General features: G+C 60.5%; 17 protein-coding genes. 9 read left to right on the forward strand and 8 right to left on the reverse strand.

Translation table 11 applies throughout. From position 1 onward, the window contains the following. Positions 1-720: 720 nt before the first annotated feature. Together acpA and FEV16_RS04875 are read right to left on the reverse strand one after the other, a co-directional pair. On the reverse strand, positions 721-2,160 hold the full coding sequence (gene acpA / locus FEV16_RS04870) for an acid phosphatase (RefSeq protein WP_138166504.1): 1,440 nt from the start codon (positions 2,158-2,160) through the stop codon (positions 721-723). A gap of 137 nt (positions 2,161-2,297) precedes the next feature. Further along, positions 2,298-3,335: a cytochrome-c peroxidase gene (locus tag FEV16_RS04875; protein ID WP_138166506.1), complete on the reverse strand. Its 1,038-nt coding sequence runs from the start codon at positions 3,333-3,335 to the stop codon at positions 2,298-2,300. Between the two features lie 381 nt (positions 3,336-3,716). Between FEV16_RS04875 and FEV16_RS04880 the strand changes: the two genes are divergently transcribed. From FEV16_RS04880 to FEV16_RS04895, 4 genes are all read left to right on the forward strand, one after another. Further along, on the forward strand, positions 3,717-4,859 hold the full coding sequence (locus FEV16_RS04880) for a cytochrome c peroxidase (protein ID WP_171015135.1): 1,143 nt from the start codon (positions 3,717-3,719) through the stop codon (positions 4,857-4,859). Positions 4,860-4,925: 66 nt separating this feature from the next. Beyond that, positions 4,926-5,999, forward strand: coding sequence for a metallophosphoesterase (locus tag FEV16_RS04885; RefSeq protein ID WP_138166510.1), 1,074 nt, complete (start codon positions 4,926-4,928; stop codon positions 5,997-5,999). Positions 6,000-6,014: 15 nt separating this feature from the next. After that, the gene (locus FEV16_RS04890) at positions 6,015-6,413 is read left to right on the forward strand and encodes a cytochrome C (RefSeq protein WP_138166512.1); all 399 of its coding nucleotides are present in this window, start codon (positions 6,015-6,017) and stop codon (positions 6,411-6,413) included. Between the two features lie 123 nt (positions 6,414-6,536). Then, on the forward strand, positions 6,537-7,631 hold the full coding sequence (locus tag FEV16_RS04895; protein ID WP_138166514.1) for a helix-turn-helix transcriptional regulator: 1,095 nt from the start codon (positions 6,537-6,539) through the stop codon (positions 7,629-7,631). A 513-nt stretch (positions 7,632-8,144) separates the two neighbouring features. Here the strand turns inward: FEV16_RS04895 and guaB are convergent. Continuing rightward, a complete protein-coding gene (gene guaB / locus FEV16_RS04900) occupies positions 8,145-9,632 on the reverse strand; it encodes an IMP dehydrogenase (RefSeq protein WP_138166516.1) in 1,488 nt (495 codons plus the stop codon). A gap of 202 nt (positions 9,633-9,834) precedes the next feature. On the opposite strand from guaB, the gene FEV16_RS04905 reads away from it, so the two are divergent. Next, positions 9,835-11,862 (forward strand): adenylate/guanylate cyclase domain-containing protein, encoded by a 2,028-nt coding sequence (locus FEV16_RS04905; protein ID WP_138166518.1) that lies wholly within the window; start codon positions 9,835-9,837, stop codon positions 11,860-11,862. Positions 11,863-11,869: 7 nt separating this feature from the next. Here FEV16_RS04905 and FEV16_RS04910 read toward each other — a convergent pair whose 3' ends face one another. Continuing rightward, positions 11,870-13,696, reverse strand: a complete 1,827-nt coding sequence (locus FEV16_RS04910) for an ABC transporter transmembrane domain-containing protein (protein WP_138166520.1) — start codon at positions 13,694-13,696, stop codon at positions 11,870-11,872. 310 nt (positions 13,697-14,006) lie between these two features. Between FEV16_RS04910 and FEV16_RS16810 the strand changes: the two genes are divergently transcribed. Then, positions 14,007-14,174 carry a hypothetical protein gene (locus FEV16_RS16810; protein ID WP_171015136.1) on the forward strand — a complete coding sequence of 56 codons (168 nt, stop codon included), beginning with the start codon at positions 14,007-14,009 and terminating at the stop codon, positions 14,172-14,174. A gap of 114 nt (positions 14,175-14,288) precedes the next feature. On the opposite strand, the gene FEV16_RS04915 is transcribed toward FEV16_RS16810, so the two are convergent. From FEV16_RS04915 to FEV16_RS04925, 3 genes are all read right to left on the reverse strand, one after another. Beyond that, the gene (locus tag FEV16_RS04915; protein WP_138166522.1) at positions 14,289-15,947 is read right to left on the reverse strand and encodes an acyl-CoA synthetase; all 1,659 of its coding nucleotides are present in this window, start codon (positions 15,945-15,947) and stop codon (positions 14,289-14,291) included. 157 nt (positions 15,948-16,104) lie between these two features. Then, positions 16,105-16,821 carry a cell cycle transcriptional regulator TrcR gene (locus FEV16_RS04920; RefSeq protein WP_138166524.1) on the reverse strand — a complete coding sequence of 239 codons (717 nt, stop codon included), beginning with the start codon at positions 16,819-16,821 and terminating at the stop codon, positions 16,105-16,107. A 166-nt stretch (positions 16,822-16,987) separates the two neighbouring features. After that, a complete protein-coding gene (locus tag FEV16_RS04925) occupies positions 16,988-18,067 on the reverse strand; it encodes a hypothetical protein (RefSeq protein ID WP_138166526.1) in 1,080 nt (359 codons plus the stop codon). Between the two features lie 146 nt (positions 18,068-18,213). Here FEV16_RS04925 and purM point away from each other — a divergent pair, with 146 nt between their 5' ends. The 3 genes from purM to FEV16_RS04940 are packed head-to-tail and all read left to right on the forward strand — an operon-like array spanning position 18,214 to position 20,656. Further along, positions 18,214-19,278, forward strand: a complete 1,065-nt coding sequence (gene purM, locus FEV16_RS04930) for a phosphoribosylformylglycinamidine cyclo-ligase (protein WP_138166527.1) — start codon at positions 18,214-18,216, stop codon at positions 19,276-19,278. Further along, complete coding sequence (gene purN / locus FEV16_RS04935) at positions 19,275-19,946, forward strand: phosphoribosylglycinamide formyltransferase (protein WP_138166528.1); 672 nt, start codon at positions 19,275-19,277, stop codon at positions 19,944-19,946. Before purM ends, purN begins: the two co-directional genes overlap by 4 nt. After that, complete coding sequence (locus tag FEV16_RS04940; RefSeq protein WP_138166529.1) at positions 19,943-20,656, forward strand: glutathione S-transferase family protein; 714 nt, start codon at positions 19,943-19,945, stop codon at positions 20,654-20,656. The genes purN and FEV16_RS04940 overlap by 4 nt, the downstream gene beginning before the upstream one ends. A gap of 89 nt (positions 20,657-20,745) precedes the next feature. Here FEV16_RS04940 and ndk read toward each other — a convergent pair whose 3' ends face one another. Further along, on the reverse strand, positions 20,746-21,168 hold the full coding sequence (gene ndk, locus FEV16_RS04945; protein ID WP_138166530.1) for a nucleoside-diphosphate kinase: 423 nt from the start codon (positions 21,166-21,168) through the stop codon (positions 20,746-20,748). Positions 21,169-21,176: the final 8 nt, after the last annotated feature.

Consider the following 21,176-nt stretch of genomic DNA (forward strand, 5'->3'; position numbering starts at 1 on the left):
TAAATCCGAACGACCAGATAGAACCCGTTCAGAACGGCCAGGCCGATCCACATGCCCTTAAGGTCTACTACAGCTTCCGTGCCAGCAGCAGCCCGGGCCGCTGTGTCAGTCGTCGAGCTCATACCTTTCTCCTCCAATGTGCTCCCAGGGAATTGCGCGTGACCGGTATCGCTCCGCCTCCCACAACGGAGCCGCTTCGTCCTCGTTTCTCAAGTAAAGCGAAAGCGCGTCTTCTCGAAAACACGCAAACCCGCCCTTGTCTTGCCGCAGCCTTCCCGAAAATCCTTGGGAAAATCCTCGCTGCAAGCGAGCACCCCCCAATATCCCCAGAACCCGGCTGCTTGTTGTTATCGGACGAACACCGACGTCGCCGCCTAAGCCAAAATCTTTGAAACCCGCCCCTTTAAAAGAGCGGACCGCAGACCCAGCTCAGCGTGCCGCAACAATTCCAATAACCCCCTCCGCACACAATACCCATCCGTATAGAGCAAAACAATCTATCGAATAGCCAATGCAACCCTAGTGAATAGGAAATAGGCTACCTGATCGGGCTTGGTAGCATTACGTGGCGGCTCGCGCGCCTATGCATAAAACTGTTTTAAATCAAATTATTATATTGCGTGGCGCCATAAACGGCGATTTTTTGGCCGAACCGTGGCTGTTAATTGCCTTAGCCTCGCCGGACGGACAGAAGCTTTTTTGAACGCCAGACCTTCGAGATCATGGCGCGATTAGGGCGTTGCGCAGGTCAGTCGCCTTCGCGTCCCGGTCGGAAAGCGGCGTAACGCCGAAACGGAGCTCGATGGTGCGTAGAATAGACAGCGTGTCGTAGACGGTCTTGTCGACGAAGCCCTTCTTGGCGAAAGGCGAGATGATCAGCGTCGGCACGCGGGCTCCCGGGCCGTACGCATCTCGTTCCGGCGGCGCAACGTGATCCCAGAAGCCGCCGTTTTCATCCGCCGTGACGATGATCAGCATGTCGGCCCAATTGGGACTCTTGCGCAGCCTTTCGATCACCGCGGCGACATGGGCGTCGCCGGCGGCGAGATCGGAATAGTCGGGGTGCCCGTTGAACACGCCAAGCGGCTTGTAAAAGCTCACCTGCGGCAGATCGCCTTTGTCCACAGCGCAGAAAAAATCGTCTGCGTCCTTAAGATGCTCGCGTCCTTTTTGGCCTTCCGCGTAATTGGCGAAATACGCGAACGGCTGATGGTGAGTTTGAAAAAAGTCGGGCTTGCCTTCGCCGTAAGGCTTGAGGCGCCCCTCGACGACATCGCGCCAGCCGCCCGCGTACCAGGCCCAGGTGACGCCTTTCTCTGTCATCCGATCGCCGATCGTCGGCATATGCAAAGGAGGAAGCCGCTCCTGCGGCTCCGTCTTGTCGTGCTTGGAAACCGGATTTCCGGGTTGAAGCGTCCCGATCGCCTCCAGTTCCATGGTCAGGGGGCCAAGGTTCTTATGACGCGGCGGCCCGTCAAGCACGCTTTTCGGCGAGTCCTCTTTGCGGTCGCGAATCGTGAGATCCGCCCCTTGAGAATCCTTGATGCTCGTCAGCTTCGACAGAAATTTCTTCTTCGTGGACTCCACAGGATTGTCGAAGACCGGCGCGCAACCGCAGATTAAAAAGAAATGGTTGAGCATCGAGCCGCCAAAGGCCGCATGGAAAAAATGATCGGCCAGCGTGAATTCTTTCGCCAAGGCCCACTGTTTCAGCTGCGAGCCGTCGTAATAGCCCATGACGAGCGCGCCGGCGTTCGAGGCCTCGACAAAGCGGTCCATTTTCCCGCCGTCGATCTGCTCCCGCTCGAGATAGAAGTCATGCACCGGGTCCATGGTGTGGCCATCGATGTCGACGTAAGGTTCGAGGCGAAACGGCGCATTGGGCAAGCGTCGCGGAAACCGATCGTCGGCGCGCGGACGCGGCAGCGCGGCGAGCGGCTGTCCCTCGAAGTCCACTTGCGGCGGATGCTGAGCGGAATTGACGCCTTCGGCGCCGGGAAACAGCCCGAAAACATGATCGAAGCTACGATTCTCGGTGAAGATAACGACGATATGACCTATGCGCGCGAATGGATTGATCTGTTCCTGCGCGGCCACAGGCGCGCACGCAGCCGACGCGACAATCGCAAGCAAAATTTTGAAGAGCGTAATGACTTTCATCTTCTGGCGTTCCTTCCGCATCTTTCGCGCAGCGCGGAATTTAGTGAACCGCCGACCCAATAGTGTGACAAGCGAAGGCGAGCGCCAACCGACGATCGGCGCCCGCCTTCGAAAATGCGCGAACGACGCTCGACGCCTTACTGCGGCAGCGGCGTGTTGGCGGAACGCGGCGGCAGCACGGGATACGCAACCTTCGGCTGGTCGCCATTAAGAGTTTCGAGGAAGGCCACGATCGCCTTCACGTCCTGAGCAGAGAGATTTTCGCCGAGCTGATCTTTGGCCATAAGGTCGACCGCCTCTTCCAGAGTCCAGACAGAGCCGGTGTGGAAGTAAGGCGCGCGCAGCGCGACGTTGCGAAGCGGCGCAGATCGAAAGACGAATTCATCCGCCGGGTCGTTCGTGACCTTGGCGCGACCCTTATCGGCGACGGGAAGGATCTCGACGCTCGGCTTTTGAGCGACTCCGAAGGGAAAATAACCGTTGCCGCCGATATTGACGCCGCCATGGCAACCGGCGCAGCCCTTATCGAGGAAGAGACGCAGCCCCTTTTTCTCCATATCATTCAGCGCGCTGACGTCGCCTCTGAGAAATTTGTCGAAGCGTGAGTTCGGCGTGGTCAATGTCGCCTCAAAAGCTTCGATGGCCTTCGCCATATTATCGAAGCTCACCGGATTGGAATCGGCAGGGAAAGCCGCTTTGAACTCTGTGACGTAAGCCGGGATGCTGCTGAGCGTCTTCTCGACCTGCGCCGGCGTATTGTTCATTTCCACGTCGGCCTGCACCGGACCTTTGGCCTGGGCCTTCAAGTCGACGGCGCGGCCATCCCAGAACTGCGCCACATTGAACACGGCGTTGAGCACCGTCGGCGCGCGACGCGGACCCTTCGCCCAGCCATGGCCAATCGATGTAGGACCAGCGTCGGCGCCGCCTGTTCCGAGATTATGACAGCTGTTGCAGCTGATGATCTGACTCTTCGAAAGCCGCGGATCGAAAAAGAGCTTGGATCCGAGTTCGATCTTCGCAGGCGTAATCTCATTGTTCTTAACGACCGATGCGACGCTCGCCGCATCAATCGGCTTGAAGGCGGCGTTGGCGTCGGCACGTAGATCGCCCGCCGCGGCCATGGTCGGCGCCAGCAAAGTCGCCGCGAATGCGGCGAACCGAGTCAAATGCATTCCTTTCCTCCTGCAGTTGATGTCTCGCGGCGCTGCTGCCGCGTCGCGAAAATGGCCTTTCAGGGCCGTCAGCTATCACAGCCGCGTCGACGGCGGAAGGCCGCGCGATGTCGACCCTCTTTAAAAACAATTCAGTGTAGCATGAACATGACAGGAAGCCGGCAAGCGAAAACTGCAGATCAAACGATAAGGCGTAGCGCTCCGCCACGCGGTTCTAGCGCATTGCACAATGATTACTGACGAGACCGAATATTCGCGGAGAGAGTTCTTTGATTTTCCCGCCAAGCGTCACAGCGATGACTTGCCCTGCCGCTAAAAGCAGAGCAAACTTAATGTGAAAACAAGAGTCGGCGACAAGCCGAGCGGCAGCGGAGGGAGATCATGCACATTTCTGATGTCCGGAAGTCCGTGGACAGAACGCTTGTTGCGCTTCCGCTTGCTGTGCTCCTTCTTGGCGGATGGGCGCTCGCCGAGCCGCTCGGTCTGCCCCAGGTCCCGATTCCCGCCGACAATCCGCAGTCTCCGGAGAAGATCGCGCTCGGCGACAAGCTCTTCCATGACTCGCGCTTCTCGATCGACGGCACTGTGAGCTGCTCGACCTGCCATAACGACAAAAAAGCCTTCACCGACAGTCCGCTGCGGGTTTCGGAGGGCCATAACAAGCTCACCGGCACGCGCAACGCGCCCACGGTGATCAACGCCGCCTATTACACGTCGCAGTTCTGGGACGGACGCTCACCCTCGCTTGAGGAGCAATCACAGCATCCGATGGTGAACCCGGTGGAAATGGGACTGCCGGATCACGAGCCAGTGCTCAAAATCGTTCGCGAAGACCCGGCCTATATCGATGGTTTCAAGAAGGCGTTCGGTAAGAGCGGCCGCGACGTGACAATGGATGAGGTCAAGAAGGCGATCGCCAGTTTCGAACGCACGATCGTCTCCGGCGATTCGCCTTTCGACAAATGGTATTTCGGCGGCGACCGCAACGCGATCAGCGATCAAGCCAAGCGCGGCTTCGACATTTACGTCTCTCAGGGACGCTGCGTCTCCTGCCATGTTATCGAACAGAATCAGGCGCTTTTCACCGACAACAGGTTCCACAATATCGGCGTTGGCATCAATCGCATTCAAGACGACATTCCTCGTCTCGCCGCCGAATTCCTCAAGGCGAAGGCGGCTGGCGCCTCCGTCGACAAGACCGTGCTCGCCGATCCGAAGGTCTCGGACCTTGGCCGCTTCGCGGTGACGAACTCCTTCGATGAGATCGGCGCCTTCAAGACCACGACTCTGCGCAATATCGCGATGACCGCGCCTTACATGCACGACGGCTCGCTCAAGACGCTGAAAGACGTGGTCAAGCACTACAATGAGGGCGGCAAGAGCCCCGGCGATCCGTGGCCGGTCAATCCCTATCTCTCGGGCGGCATCCGGCCGCTGGATCTGAAGGATCAGCAGATCGACGATCTCGTGGCGTTCTTGGAGACGTTGACGAGCCCGGCCTATGTGGCGGCGCAGACGAAATAAGATTCAATGCGCAAGAGAAAGCAAGCGGCGTCTTAAAGAACTGCGAAGCCGCGAGGGAGGATAGAGATGTCCAGACTCATCACCAGGCGCAGCGTGATCGCCGCCGGCGCGGCGGCCGGAACCCTAACGACCTTGCCGATCTCCATGGTGCGCCTCGCCTTTGGCGGAACGCGCGAAGATTTCAGCTTCACTTACATTTCCGATTCGCACATCCAGCAGATCAAAGGCGCGAGCTTCGTGCGCAACTGGGACATGGGCCTGAAGCGCGCCGTCGCCGAGGCCAATCTCATCTTGCCTGAGGCCGATTTCGTCATGTTTGGCGGCGATCTCGCGCAACTCGGCAAGAAAGATGAGCTCGACCACGGCGCTGAGATGCTTTCGCATCTCAAGGGCAAGCTCCACTGCGTCATGGGCGAGCACGACTATTATCTCGACCTCGGCGAATATTGGTCGAAGCTCTATGGACCGCATTGGTACAGCTTCGACCACAAGGGCGTGCATTTCGTCGTGTTGAACTCGATTATCACGACCGATGAATGGACGTTCCATCGCTGGCCGACGGCCGAGCAGCGCATGCTTGAGATGGCGGGCCTTGATAACCCCAACGGCTCCCCATTCATGGTCGGCGAAAAGCAGCGCGCCTGGCTCAAGGATGATCTCGACAAAGTGTCGAAGGATACGCCGCTCATCGTCTTCTCGCATTCTCCGCTGCAGAAAATCTACAAGGGTTGGAATTTCTGGACCGACGACGCCGAGCAGGTGCAAGCGTTGTTGCAGCCGTTCAAGACCGTCAGCGTGATCTACGGCCATGTGCACCAGATCCAATACAATCAGATCGGCAACATCTCCTTCAACGCGGTGATGGCGACGGCCTGGCCCTGGCCCTATCCCGACACCTATGCACAGGCCGGCGCGCATGTTCCAGTGCTCACCGTTCCGATGAATCGGGCCGATCCCTTCTTCGAACGCGACGCCACAGGCTGGCAGATGATTGACGTCAACTCGGGCCGCGTCACAGCGCGCTATCAGCTCTGGGACAACCAAGAGCGCGTCGTCGGTTATGATCCGAAGCTCGGAAAGCCCGTCGACAAGAGATATCAAGAAGCGATCGTCCGAAAGGCGCCGCAACTGCATTACTAGTTGAGGAGAACGACCATGCGCCGCTATGCGATTGCGCTTGTTTTGGGCGCTGTGCTGCTTTCGCCGGCAACACGCGCCGATGAGTTTACGGCGGCGGACGTCGACCGCTGGCAAGGCGAATTCGATTCGGTCGCCAAGAAAGGCCGTGAACTTTGGACAAGCGGCGCGGTCGGCACGAATGGCGTGGCCTGCGCGCAATGCCATCCTAACGCCGCCAATACCCACCCGGAGACCTATCCGAAATTTCAAAAGCAACTGGGCAAGGTCGCGCAGCTCTTTGAAATGGTGAACTGGTGCATCAGGAACCCGCTGCAGGGAACGGCGCTCGCGGCCGATGATCCGAAGATGACGGCGTTCGTCGCCTATATATACAAAGAGCGCAAAGGGGTCCCGATCGACGCCGGCAAACACTGACCGAATTCTTAGCAACTGACCAAATTCGCTGACCGATGGGAACGATCTCGCCGGCTGCACGTTTGCATACGGTTTATCGAGCGCTCGCGCCTTTAGCGTGACCGCGAATATGAGATATTCAAGATGGTTCAAGAACTCATCGATCGCATTTACGAATGCTCTTTCGCGCCCGACATGTGGCCGGACGTTCTCGACGAACTTTCACATCTTGCCGAAGCGCAGGGCGGCGTGCTCTTCGCGTCGCGCGAAAAAGTCTCCCGATGGGCGGCCTCTCCGGCGATTTGCGAGCACGTCGAGAATTTCATGCGCGGCGATTGGCTCAGCAACTGCACGCGCGGCGGCAAGCTGTTCAGCCGCCGTCATCCCGGTTTCCTCACCGACGACGACGTCTATACGGCGGAGGAACTTGAGCGCGATCCCAACTATTCCGAGTTCCTGCGGCCACGTGGTCTTGGATACAGCGCGGCGACGGCGATCTCGCTGCCGACCGGCGATACCGGCATCATCTGCCTCGAACGCTCGCATGACCGCGGCCCCGTCGAGCCGTCAGTCATCCGCCAGTTAGATGAGTTGCGCCCACATCTTGCGCGCGCCGCTTTTCTCGCCACGCGCCTGCAGCTCGAGCGCGCCCGTGTCGCCGGAGAGACCTTCGGACTCATTGGACTTCCTGCGCTCGTGCTTGACGACGACGGGCGCGTCATCTCGGCCAACAACCCGAGCGACGCGCTGAACAAATATGTTCGATGGCGCGCGCATGACCGCGTGTCGCTCGTCGATGCATCCGCCGACGGGCTGTTGCGTCAGGCGATGGATGCGCTCGACGACGACCTTATTGGGGTGCCGAGATCATTCGCCGCGCGCTCGAGCGAGGAAGAAAGTCCGATGATCGCCAATCTCGTGCCGATCCGGGGCGCAGCGCGCGACATATTCGTGCGTTGCGCGGCCGTTCTGGTGATGACGCCGGTGGGATCGCCACAGGCGCCAGCGGCTGAACTGGTTCAGTCGCTCTACGACCTCACGCCCGCCGAAGCGCGTGTCGCGCGCGGCCTTGTCGCCGGCAAGACTCTCGAAGAAATCGCCACAGACCAGTCTGTTTCCCGTAACACGGTGCGCACCCATCTGCGCGGCGTGATGGAGAAGACCGGATGCAATCGCCAAGCGGAAGTGGTCGCGCTCCTCGGAGGGCTCGCGCCACTCAATAGCGCAAAAGGCGAATAGGCGTATACATTTGAATTCAATAATTTGTGGCCGGCTCATCCATTTGGATGACGCCGGCGCATTGCTGGCGCGCTAAAGTTTTTCTTGGACGTCGAGGGGGCGGACGAAATTGTGCGGTCGCTTCAGTAACTCGGGGTTCGAGACTACACGCTCAATTTTCAGCTTACCTTTTGAGCGATTCTACGAGCACCGCTTTTTAGCTTAAATTTGGAGGGCCTTTGCGGGGCCCTCCGCTCTCCCTTGCGCAACAAGCGCTGAGACGCTGGCGACTCGCTACAGCAACTCTTTTTGTAAAAAATCACCGTCATCATCAATTCGAATGATGTGGAGACGTTACTTCCGTCGTAACTTTTTGATGAACAGTGAGGGGCGCGAGAAGTTGGACGAGCGCATATACTCTCATTGTTCGCTTATTCCACGCTAACTTCTCAAGTTGTACTACGATCAGTGTTTCCTCCTTGACTTTTCTCCCATACTTTATGGGGCCGTTGCGCGGCCCCTTTTTTTCGCGTCTCACACGCCCGTCGGATAGTTCGGGCTCTCGCGCGTGATCGCGACGTCGTGCACATGACTTTCGCGCAATCCGGCGTTGGTGATGCGCACGAATTGCGCGCGTTCCTGAAATTCCTTGATCGTGGAGGCGCCGACATAGCCCATCGCTGCGCGCAGGCCCCCAGCAAGCTGATAAAGGATTGGCGCGATCGGGCCGCGATAAGGCACCTGCCCTTCAATGCCTTCGGGAACAAGTTTGAGCTGTTCCTTCACATCGCCTTGGAAATAGCGCGTCGCCGATCCCGCCGTCATCGCGCCTACTGATCCCATGCCGCGGTAGGCCTTGAACGAACGGCCCTGATACAAAAACACTTCGCCGGGCGACTCTTCCGCGCCGGCGAAAAGCGAGCCGATCATGACAACGTCGGCGCCCGCGGCGATGGCCTTGGCGAGGTCGCCGGAATATTTGACGCCGCCATCGCCGATCACAGGCACGTCGGCTTTGCGCGCCTCTTCTGCGACTTCCATGATCGCGGTGAGCTGCGGAACGCCGACGCCGGCGACGATGCGCGTCGTGCAGATCGAACCGGGTCCTATGCCGACTTTGATAGCGTCCGCGCCGGCGCCGATCAGCGCCTTGGCGGCTTCGGCGGTGGCGATGTTGCCGGCAATGATCGAAACCTTGTTCGACGCTTTCTTCACCCGCGTCACCTGATCGATCACCGCCTGCGAATGGCCGTGCGCAGTGTCGATCACCACACAGTCGACGCCGGCGTCGATCAGCTGAAGCGCGCGCTCGAAGCCATGGTCGCCGACAGTCGAAGCCGCAGCGACTCGCAAGCGCCCCTCGTGGTCCTTACAAGCGAAAGGATGGAGCGTCGCCTTCTCGATGTCCTTTACGGTGACGAGTCCGACGCAGCGGTAATCCTCGTCGACGACGAGCAATTTCTCGATACGATGTTCGTGGAGCAGACGTTGCGCTTCAGCCTGCCCCACGCCTTCGCGAACCGTGACGAGCTTTTTCGTCATCAACTCAGCCACCGGCTGGCTGCGATCCTGGGCGAAGCGCACGTCGCGATTGGTGAGAATGCCGACAAGCTTGCCCTTGCCGCCGTCGCCGGCGCGCTCGACGACCGGAATTCCCGAAATGCCGTGGCCCGCCATCAAAGCGAGCGCATCGGCGAGGGTTTCGTCGGGGAAAATGGTGATCGGGTCGATCACCATGCCGCTTTCGTAGCGCTTGACCTTGCGCACTTCCGCCGCCTGTGCGGCGGCCGACAGATTTTGGTGGATGACGCCGATGCCGCCCGCCTGCGCCATAGCGATCGCAAGGCGCGCCTCGGTGACGGTGTCCATGGCGGCCGAAACGATCGGCAGATTGAGCGAGATTTCACGGGTCAGCCGGGTCGTGGTGTCGACGCCGGAAGGCATCACCCGCGAATGGCCTGGCCGCAGCAGCACGTCGTCGAAGGTCAGTGCTTCGGTCAACGTGACGGGCGATATGGCCATTGGCGCCAACTCCTTTGCGCGGCGATGCAAGCGCGGCAGCCGCGGGATGCAAGTTCGACGGCCTACGCCGCCGGGGGTTGGCGGGTGCTCATAGCATTATTCAAGCCGAAGGCAAATGACAGGCGCCCTCGTCCGGCGGAAGGCCTGCTGGAAAAAATTTGCTATTCTTTTCAAAAGGCAATGATCGCAATGCGAGAGATTGATGCGCCTACCCCACCTTAGCTTTGCTTCCCGCCTGGTTGCGTTGGTCGCCACGATCAGCGTCGGCGCGACGCTCGTCGCCTCAACCCTCCTGGCCTGGTCGAACTATCGGACCATGCTCGCCGAAGCGCATGAGAATGGTGAGGAAGTCGCACGACTTCTGGCGAGGAGCGCGAGCCTCGCGCGCGAAATACCGCTCGACGTCGAACGGATGATTTCCCAGCACATGATCGTCTCTGCCGAGCTTCTGGCGCTATTCGTCGAGGCCGCGGAAAAGGCGGGAATGACGTCGGCCGAAATCAACAACAAGCTGACCGCGATCACCGAGAAAACGATCCTGAACGAGTTCTGGGTGACAGATGAAAAGGGCTACGCCTATATCCATGGCAATAAGGAGGCCGATTTCCTGTTCAGCGCGTCTGTCGCGCAGCAGCCGCAGGCGCATGAGTTCTGGCCCCTCCTGACCGGCGAGAAGGACAGAGTCGTTCAGGACGCGAGGAAGCGGGAAGTCGACAACGAGCATTTCAAATATGTCGGCGTGCGCGGCTCGGATAAGCCGCGGATCGTTCAAGTCGGCTACAACGCCCGCTTTCTAAAAAAATTCGACGACCAGATCGGCCTTCCCCGCGTCATCGACAACCTTCTCGGCGGCGGCGACATCGACGCGATCTTCGTCTTCGACAAGGAAGCAAGTCTGATCGCCAGTCCGAACGCCGAGCGACTCAATGGCGACCGCAGTCAGCTGACTTTCCAAGAGATCGCGCCTGTTCGGACAGTCATTGCTACGGGGCAATCGCAATCGGTTCATGGCGCCGGCAAACTCAGCGTCATCTCCCCAATTAATGGCGAAAACGGCGGCGTTATCGGAGCCGCTGTCGTCAGAATGCCGACGACTCGGCTAAACAGCCTTGTCGCGTCGCAAATCGAGACTGCGCTTGCGATCGCACTGGCCGCGACCCTGCTCGGCGGCGGCCTGGCGGCCTGGATTGCGCGAAAGCAGACGGCTCCCGTCGTGGCGATCGCAAAGGCTGCGAATGACGTCGAGCGTAGAGCGTTTTCAGCCGACGAACTCTCCGACGTCGAAGATCGGCAGGACGAGGTCGGGCATTTGGCGCGCGTCTTCAAGAGAATGGCGCTGGATTTTCTCAATCGCGAGCGAACGCTCGACGCCCTCGTAACGCACAGAACTCAGGCGCTTGAGGACAGAAATGCAGAACTTGAAAGACTATCGGCGCGCCTCTCCAAATATCTGTCGCCTCAACTCTACAGCACGCTTTTTAAAAACAATGCCGTCGCTTCCATTTCGGCAAAGCGGAAAAAACTGACCGTCTTTTTTTCCGATGTCGTCGGGTTCAGCCAAATGGCGGAGAGTCTTGAGTCCGAAGACGTCACCCGTATGCTCAATGATTTTCTAAATGAGATGGCGAATCTCGCCCTTAGCTACGGCGCCACCATCGATAAATATATCGGCGACGCAGTCATGATTTTCTTCGGCGACCCGGAAACCCGCGGCGTCAAGGAGGATGCGGTGGCGTGCCTTCTCATGGCGCTCGATATGCAGGCGATGACGCGAGAGCTGGAGCGACGCTGGCGCGAATATGGCTTGGACCAGCGCTTCGAGATCCGTATCGGCGTCAACACGGGATATTGCACTGTAGGAGATTTCGGCAGCCAGGAGCGGATGGAATACACGATCATCGGCCACCAGGTGAATCTCGCTGCACGGCTTGAGGAGGCGGCTGCGCCGGGCGCGATCCTCATTTCTCACGAGACAATGGTGCTCGTGGAAGACGTGATCGAAGTGCAAGAGCAAACGCCGATCCATGTGAAGGGGGTCAGCGGGTCGATCCGCACCTATAGAGCGATCGGCAAAAAGACCCCGTCCGTGACGGACGTCATTCGCGAAGAGCGCGAAGGCCTGCGCGTTGACGTCGACCTGACGAAAGCGAATAAGGACGAGGCGATCAGCCTGCTGAAAGCGGCGATAGAGCGCATCCGTTCCGACGAAGGCGGTACTTCAAACGGCTGAAAAACGCTCAGGCTGCTGCGCCGGCCCGGTCGGTGTCGAACTGCAATTTCGCAAGCCGCGCATAAAGGCCGCCGACGGCGATCAGGCTCGCGTGCGTCCCCTGCTCCACGATGCGCCCTTCGTCAATGACGACGATGCGGTCGGCCTCAAGCACGGTCGCGAGTCGATGGGCGATGACGAGGCTCGTGCGCCCTTGCATCACGTCATGCAGCGCCGCTTGCACCAACGCCTCATTCTCGGCGTCGAGGGCCGAGGTCGCCTCGTCCAGAAGCAGCACAGGCGCGTCGGCCAATATCGCGCGCGCGATGGCGAGACGTTGCCGCTGGCCGCCCGAGAGCGTTATGCCGCGCTCTCCGAGCAGCGTGTCATAGCCCATGGGCAGCGCCATGATGAAGTCATGCGCCTGGGCGCGCTTTGCGGCGGCGATGATTTCTTCGCTTGTCGCCTCCTCGCGGCCGTAGGCGATATTTTCGGCGACGGAAAGTCCGAAGATCACCGGATCTTGCGGCGCGAGCGCGAGCGCCTTGCGCAGCGCCGCGGGATCAAGGTCGCGCAGATCGACGCCGTCGAGCGCAATTGCGCCGGAGTCGACGTCATAGAAGCGAAGAAGCAGCGCAAAGGTCGTCGATTTGCCAGCGCCGGACGGTCCAACAAGCGCGACGCGCTCGCCAGGCTCAACGACAAGCGAGAAATTCTGCAAGGCGGGCCTGTCCGGCGCAGTTGGATAGGCGAAGCGCACATGGTCAAAGTCGATGCGCCCCTGCCAGCGCGCGGGCGGAGGAACCGGCCGCGGCGGCGCAACAATGCGCGGCTTAATGGCGAGGATGTCGGCGATCCGCCCCGCCGCGCCTGCTGCGGCGGAGAGTTCGCTCCAGGTTTGCGAGAGCTCGCCAAGCGAACTCGCTCCGAGCACCGCATAGAGGACAAATTGCGACAGGACGCCGGACGTCATGCGTCCGGCGAGCACATCCTGCGCGCCGAGCCACAGCACGCCGACGACGCTCGTAAAGACAATGAGAATGGCGCCGGCGGTCACGAAGGCGCGAAGCAGCGTCGCGGACTGGGCGGCCTCATAAGCGATCTCCACCGCGCGCGTGAATCGCGCCGTCGTGGACGCCTGCGCGCCATTGGCCTGCATGGCGCGCACGGCTGAGAGATTCTCCCCGGCGTAGGCGGAGGCCTGCGCCAGCGTATCCTGCGCATGGCGCGAACGCCCGCGCACGGCGCGGCCCGAAGCAATGAGCGGCAGAACGATCACAGGGATGGCTGCGAGCGCCAATCCTGCCAGCTTGGGGCTCGTAGCGACCATCATCACGATGGCGCCGAAAAACATGAAAAGATTGCGCAACGCGACTGAAGCCGACGAGCCGAACGCTGATTTGAGCTGCGTCGTGTCGGCGGTGAGGCGCGAGAGAAGCTCGCCCGTCTTCGCGGTGTCGTAGAAGGCGGCGTCGAGCTTCGTGAGATGTTTGAAGAGATCGGCGCGCAGATCGGCGACCACGCGTTCGCCGAGCGTCATGACGAAATAGTAGCGGGTGGCGGAAGCCATCGCGAGAGTCGCGGCGACGGCGATCATCGCTCCGAAGTAAGCGTTCACCGCGCCAGCGCTGTCGGCTGAAAAACCATGATCAATCATGCCGCGCACAGCGAGCGGCAGGGTGAGAGTCGCGCCCGCGGCCATGAGCAGCGCGATGAAAGCGAAAACGATCGTTCGCTTGTAGCGCAGCGCGTATGGCAGCAAAGGCCGAAGCGGGTCGAAGGTTGCCTTAAAACCGCGATCCGGTTTGCGAACTACAGGATCGGCGGAATCGACGTCAGCGTTCTTTTTTGTCATCGGCAGCGGGTATAGCGTCCGTCTTCGACGAAAACGAATGGGGGCGGCGATTCACGAACGGAAGGCCGCAACAAAAGCGCGTGGAAAAACAAAATTTCTTTCCTCATTTGAGTGGCGACAAACTATGGTAGGTAGAAGATGCATGTGTATCAGTTACTTAAATCCGCGACATCCTGTCGCATGCGCGATTGACTCAGCGCGAACTTGTGCTAACCTCCCGCCTGCGTCGAAATGACGCGCCCGTATGGATGAGAATGCGCCGGCGGACAAGGCGCAACTCAGGGAACGAAATTAAGAGGAGTGAAGAACAATGGCTCAGAAAGAACTCGAAATCACCACGAACACCTACGTCTTCGCTGGCATCGGCGCCGTCATTCTCGGCGGTCTCGCTTCTGTCGCTCTCGGCGGCATTCCGAACACGATCGCTGCGGCCGTGGTCGGCGGTCTTGCGGGCGGCTGCCTCGGCCTCTTCTTCTAATTGAGGGCTACAAGCAGGGTGCGGAAAGTTTCGGCCTTCCGCCTTTGACGCGAAGCCGGCAGTCCAGCGGACTGCTGGCTTCTTCAGTTTTTAGCGCCTTTTCTTTGGGGCCCTTTACAGCGACGCCGTCGTCGCACTCGCCGGCCAGATTTCTCGGGCGCGTTCGCGCAGAACATATTTGCGTATCTTCCCCGTCGACGTCTTCGGCAGTTCGCAAAAGACAACATGGCGCGGGCATTTAAAATGCGCCAAGTGCTGACGCGTCCAGTCGATCAGCTCCTGCGCCGTTATCTCTTCGCCATCCTTCAGCTCGACAAAGGCGCAGGGCGTTTCCCCCCATTTATCGTCAGGAGCGGCGACGACCGCCGCGGCGCGGACTTTCGGATGGCGAAACAGAGCGTCCTCGACCTCGATTGAGGAGATGTTCTCGCCGCCCGAAATGATGATGTCTTTCGATCGATCCTTGAGCTGGATGTACCCATCAGGATGACGCACGCCAAGATCGCCTGAATGAAACCAGCCGCCGTGGAAGGCTTTGTCGGTGGCGCTCTTGTTCTTCAGGTAACCCTTCATGACGACGTTGCCCCGGAACATGACCTCGCCCATCGTCGCGCCGTCGCGCGGCACGGGCTGCATCGTATCGGGATCGATCACATCGAGATCTTCGAGAACGAGATAGCGCACGCCTTGGCGCGCCTTCATTTGGGCCTGCGAAGCGCCGTCGAGCGAATCCCAGTCGTCCTGCCATTCATTGACGGCCGCCGGGCCGTAAGTTTCGGTTAATCCGTAAAGATGCGTGACTTCAAAGCCCGCGGCCTTCATGCCGGCGAGCACCGCCTGCGGCGGCGGTGCGGCGGCAGTAAAGAAACGCGCGGGTCGCTTCAGCGGCTTCTTCTCCGATTCGCTAGCGTTGAGCAGCGTCGACATGACGATGGGCGCCCCGCACAAATGCGTGACGCCATGCTCAGCCATCAACTCGTAGATATGACCGGCGCGCACCTGCCGCAGACAGACATGCGTGCCGGCGTTGACCGAAATCGACCAGGGGAAGCACCAGCCGTTGCAATGGAACATCGGCAGCGTCCACAGATAGACCGGGTGACGGCCCATATCGCCGGTGAGCACATTGCCGAGCGCGGTGAGATAAGCGCCGCGATGATGATAGACGACGCCTTTGGGATCGCCGGTCGTCCCGGACGTGTAATTAAGCGAGATCGCGTCCCATTCGTCGCGAGGCGGCGTCCACTCATAATCGACGTCGCCCGAGAGCAGAAAGTCCTCATAGTCGACCGATCCGAGCCGTTCGCCGGGCCCGTCATATTCCGGATCGTTGTAGTCGATGATCAGGGGCTTCGCCTTCGCGAGCGAAAGCGCCTCGCGAATGACGTCAGAGAACTCGCGATCGACGAAGAGCGCCTTCGTCTCGGCGTGATCGAGCGTGAAAGCGAGGATCGCGGCGTCGAGCCGCGTATTCAGCGTGTTGAGAACGGCGCCCATCATCGGCACGCCATAATGGCATTCGAGCATGGCCGGCGTGTTGGCGAGCATGACGGAGACAGTGTCCCCGCGACCAAGCCCCGCCTTTTCGAGTGCGCTCGCGAGCCGCAGGCTACGGGCATAAAAGTCGCGATAGTTGCGCCGCAGCGGGCCGTGCATGATCGCGATGCGTTCGGGGAACACGGCCGCCGCCCGCGCCAGAAATGTGATTGGCGTCAGCGGCTGAAAATTGGCGGGATTTCGTTCGAGGTCGCGATCATAAGGCGAGTCGGTCATCCGGAGAGTCCACAGGTTCGCCAGGCGAGACTATGATCGCGGCGAAGGCGACGCGGCGCCGACGCGATATGCGCAAGTCGGCGGTTAAGCTCTTAGTGCAAAAGATACGCGCGAGCTTCTGGTTGATCAATCGGGACTGGCGCGCAATTTCCCGTCTTCACTCGCCGAAATCGACGTCTTTGAGACGACCAAACACGCGATCGGCGTCGAAGTTGTCTTCCTCGTCCTGCGGCGCCGCTGGTTTGGCTTTGCCGAAAACATCCTCGGTCGTCGCCGGCTCCGCCCGCGGACTCGTGGTGACGCTCGCTGGCACCAGCGTCTGCCCATGATCCTCGGCCGCCGCCGGCTTCTCCTTTGCAGCGCGATTGACCTCGAAGTCGAGATCGATCTGCGAGCAAAGTCCGAGCGTCACCGGGTCCATCGGCGTCAGCGCCGCGGAATTCCAATGCGTGCGCTCGCGGATCGCCTTCAGCGTCGTCTTCGTCGTGCCGACGAGCCGCATGATCTGCGCGTCCTTCAGTTCGGGGTGATTACGCACAAGCCACAAAATCGCGTTCGGACGATCCTGGCGGCGCGACAGCGGCGTGTAGCGCGGACCGCGCGCTTTCTTGACTTCCGGCACGACAACCTTGGAGACGGAGAGATGAAGGCGATGGGCGGAGTCCTTTTCCGCCTTTTCAATCTCTTCGCGCGTGAGTTGCCCTGAGGTGATCGGATCATGGCCGCGAATGCCCGCCGCGACCTCGCCGTCCGCGATCCCCTTCACTTCAAGAGGATGCAATTTGCAGAAATCGGCGATCTGATCGAACGTCAGCGACGTATTTTCGACGAGCCAAACGGCCGTGGCCTTCGGCATCAACGGGGCGTTGCTCATCTTTAGAAGCCTCCTTGATCAGACATGGCGGGAACGTTCGGCGCCGCGCCGCCCGGCGCCAGCGACCCACAGAACGACCGTCCATGTTGGGATGCCGCCTATATAATCTGCATCCGCCCAAAGCGCAATCAATTGGCCAAAAGCCGCCACGAAGCCGCTAGGCCCCCTACCCCAGCTCACGCGCATGCGCCGGGCGCAATCCGCGCAAATGCGAGGGCAGTAATTCGCCGATCTCCGCTCCCATGGCGGCGCCATAGCGGTGGAACAAAAGGCCAAAGACGATGAGCAGAACGCCGATCCCTGAAAGCGCGAAGGGGAAAAGAATCGAATCCTGGAAAACGCTGCTCGCGAGATAACCGAGATAGGTCGTCACGCCGATCGCGCCGAAAACCGCATAGGCCCGACGCATCAGGAAAACAGACAGGAAGATCAACCCGACGTTGATGGCGCAATAGAGCGCCTTGCCGAGTTCGCCGCCGCTGTTTTGGGACGTGAGCCCGCCCCAAAACGCCATCAGGCCGAAAAGATGCAGCCAGAAGGCGAAGTCGCCGTTACGCCAACGCTTGAGGTCGATAAGCCAGGCGACGGCCAGAACGGCGAGGCCGAAATACATGCTCACCGTTGCGCGCTGATCCCATGAAAATTCTTGGACGCCCATCAGCCACGGCGTCAGATCCATCGACATGAACCAAAGCGAGAAGGCGATGATCATGACGAGGAAAGGGAAAGGAAAGGCGAGCAAAGCGACGCACGCCGCAACGATCGTTCCAATCTCCATGGGCAGCCAACTCGATTTGACCCACACGTAAAAGTCGCCATACGGACGCGCTTCTCCCGCCGGGCTGACGCCGAACATGGATTGCAGCGCGAAGATCGCGAGCGGCGCCATGCCGACCGCGCAGGCGACGAGCAGTCCGCCCGGCGTGCGAAGGCCGCGCTTGCGCCACAGATATGCGCCAGCCAAGGTGAACAGGGCGGCATAGACGATCGCCGTGGCGAGCAGCGCCTTGTCGCCCCAGAAGCCGAAGGCGGTCGTGGAAAACAGGCCCATGGCGCTGAGCACGATGAGCGCCCCGGCATACCAAAGCAGATTGACGAAGTCGTAGCGCGGCGCTTGAGAAGCCGCCTGCGTCGCGACTATGCGTTGCGAGACCAGAAACTGCGATAGCCGCTCGAACGTCGTTGCGTCGATCGCGCCCGCGTCGCGTGCGGCCGCGATATCATCGATGGTGAAGCGAGACTTCATGGCGCTACTCCTTTGCGGCCACATTTAAATATGCCGCGCCACGAAAAAACTTGTGCAAACGCACAAGAGCGTAGCTTTTTTCGGCGGATTTGACAGCCGCAGCCGCTTGCGCCCATCTAGCCGGCGCCCACCGCGCGAAGGACGATATGCAAGAGAGAGTTTCGGGTCTCACCTACGCGGAAGCCGGCGTCGATATCGATGCGGGCAATCGCCTCGTCGACATGATCCGTCCCGCCGTGCGTTCGACTCGGCGCTCGGGCGCCGACGGCGAGATCGGCGGCTTTGGCGGCGTGTTCGACCTCAAGGCCGCGGGATTTTCCGACCCCGTGCTGGTCGCGGCCAATGACGGCGTGGGCACCAAGGTGAAGATCGCGATCGAATCCGGCCTGCACGACACGATCGGAATCGACCTCGTCGCGATGTGCGTGAATGACCTCATCGTCCAAGGCGCCGAGCCGCTCTTCTTCCTGGATTATTACGCAACCGGAAAACTCGACCCGAATGCCGCCGCGACGGTGGTGAAAGGAATCGCCGCCGGTTGCGTCGAAGCGGGCTGCGCTCTGCTTGGCGGCGAAACCGCCGAAATGCCCGGCCTCTACGCGCGCGGCGACTATGATCTCGCCGGATTCGCCGTAGGCGCTGCGGAGCGCAATCGTCTCCTGCCCCGCGACGTCTGCGCTGGCGACGTCGTCTTCGGACTTCCCTCGTCCGGCGTCCATTCCAACGGCTTTTCGCTCGTGCGCAACATTGTGAAACGCGCCGGACTTGCATGGAGCGCCACCGCGCCTTTCGCGCGCGACCTCAATCTTGCGAAGGCGTTGTTGACGCCGACGCGCATCTACGTGAGGCCTCTTCTCGCCGCCTTGAAGGCGACGCCGCACATCGTCGCCCTCGCCCACATCACCGGCGGCGGGTTTCCCGACAATCTGCCGCGTGTTCTGCCAAGCGGACTCGGCGTCGCGCTCGATCTCTCCGCCTTCGATCCACCGCCGGTTTTCCGCTGGCTCGCCGCCACGGGAGAGATCGCGCAGAACGAGATGCTGCGCGCGTTCAACTGCGGAATCGGCATGGCGGTCGTGGCCTCGGCGCCCGCCGCCGCTGAAGTGGACGCTGCATTGCGCGCCGTCGGCGAAAAGCCCGCGCGCATCGGTGAAATCATCGAGACGGAAGGCCCAGAGCGAGTCGTTACGCGCGGGGCCCTTGGGTTGTGACGCGGCTGCGCACCGCGATTCTCATCTCGGGGCGCGGCTCGAACATGGACGCGCTGATCGCCGCGGCGAAGGATCCGAGCTTTCCGGCTGAAATCGCGCTTGTGCTTTCCAACCGCCCCGATGCGCCAGGCCTCGCCAAGGCGAAGGCCGCCGGCGTCGCCACAGCCGCGGTCGATCATAAGATTTACGCGGGACGCGAGGAATTCGAGCGTTCGGTGCAAATCGTGCTCGAGACCTATCGCATCCAATTCATTTGCCTCGCTGGCTTCATGCGCATGTTCACGCCCTGGTTTGTCGGCCGCTGGGGCGGGCGCATGTTGAACGTCCATCCCGCCCTTCTTCCTGCCTACCGTGGGCTCGACACGCATGAGCGGGCGCTCGCCGACGGCGTGAAGATTCACGGCGCCACCGTGCATTTCGTCGCGCCTGAAATGGACGAAGGGCCCATCGTGGCGCAAGCCGCCGTGCCCGTGCTCGACGAGGACACGCCTCAAACGCTCGCCGCCCGCGTGCTTATGCAGGAACATCTCATCTATCCGATGGCGCTGCGGCTGGTGGCGTCGGGCGCGGTGCGGGTCGAAGGCAATCGCGTGCTTGGAGCGCCGACGGCGCAAGAGACGGCGCTTATCGTTCCTGACGCCGCGGCGGCGCCCAGGAGAATTTCATGACGATCACGCTTTACTGTTTTCGCCCCGTCGCCGGGCTGCCAGACGCATCGCCTTTCGTGATGAAGGCAATGGTTCTCTTGAAGTTGGCGGGGCTCGACTATGTCGAAGACCGCAGTGGATTCTCGAAGGCGCCGAAGGGCAAGCAGCCTTACATCAATGACGACGGCGAAATCGTCGCGGATTCGACCTTCATCCGTTTTCACATCGAAAAGAAATACGGCGCGGCCTTCGACGCACATTTATCCGATGAACAAAAAGCCGTCGGCTGGTGCGTCGAGAAGATGTGCGAGGAACATCTCTATTGGATTGTCGTCCATACGCGCTGGATGGATGAAGCAAATTTTGAACGAGGTCCGGCGCGCTTTTTCGATAGCGTGCCTGCGATCGCGCGTCCCTTGGCGAAATGGTTCATTCGCCGCAGGATCGCCAACTCGCTATGGGCGCAAGGCATGGGACGTCACAGCCCCACGGAAATTGACGCGCTTGGCGTGCGCGACATCGAAACGCTGGCGACGCTGATCGGCGGCAAGCCCTTTCTGTTCGGCGATGAGCCTTGCGGCGCCGATGCGACCGTCTTCGGCTTTCTGGCGTCGGTCTTAGCGCCAATGGCGGAGAGCGCGGTCCGAGATGCGGCGCTCGCGAAGCCCAATCTCGTCGCCTATCGCGACAGGATCATGCGGGCGTATTTTCCTGAGAACGCAAACGCATAATTTCACCAAAGCGTCATGGCCGGGCTTGCCCCCGTCCATCTATGACGAAGTGTAGGGCTGCCCGCGACAAGCGCGGGCATCCCGTTCGCTTAGCCGACGATTTCATTGCCGGAAAAGAACTGCGCGATTTCCACCGCCGCAGTTTCCGGCGCGTCGGAGCCATGTACAGAATTCTCGCCGACGCTCAGCGCATGTTCCTTGCGAATTGTCCCCGGCGCGGCGTTCGCGGGGTTCGTCGCGCCCATGACCTCGCGATAGCGGGCGATGGCGTTTTCCCCTTCGAGCACCTGCACGACGACCGGCTCGGAAATCATGAAGTCGACGAGCTCGCCGAAGAAGGGGCGCTCCTTATGCACGGCGTAAAAGGTTTCCGCCTGTTCGCGCGTCATGCGAATACGCTTCTGAGCGACGATGCGCAGACCCGCGCCTTCGATCAGCGCGTTGATCTTGCCGGTGAGATTGCGCTTCGTCGCGTCGGGCTTGAGAATGGAAAAAGTGCGTTCGATCGCCATAGGAGCGC

The organism is Methylocystis sp. B8, from assembly GCF_005771425.1.
In the GTDB taxonomy this organism is placed as follows: domain Bacteria; phylum Pseudomonadota; class Alphaproteobacteria; order Rhizobiales; family Beijerinckiaceae; genus Methylocystis.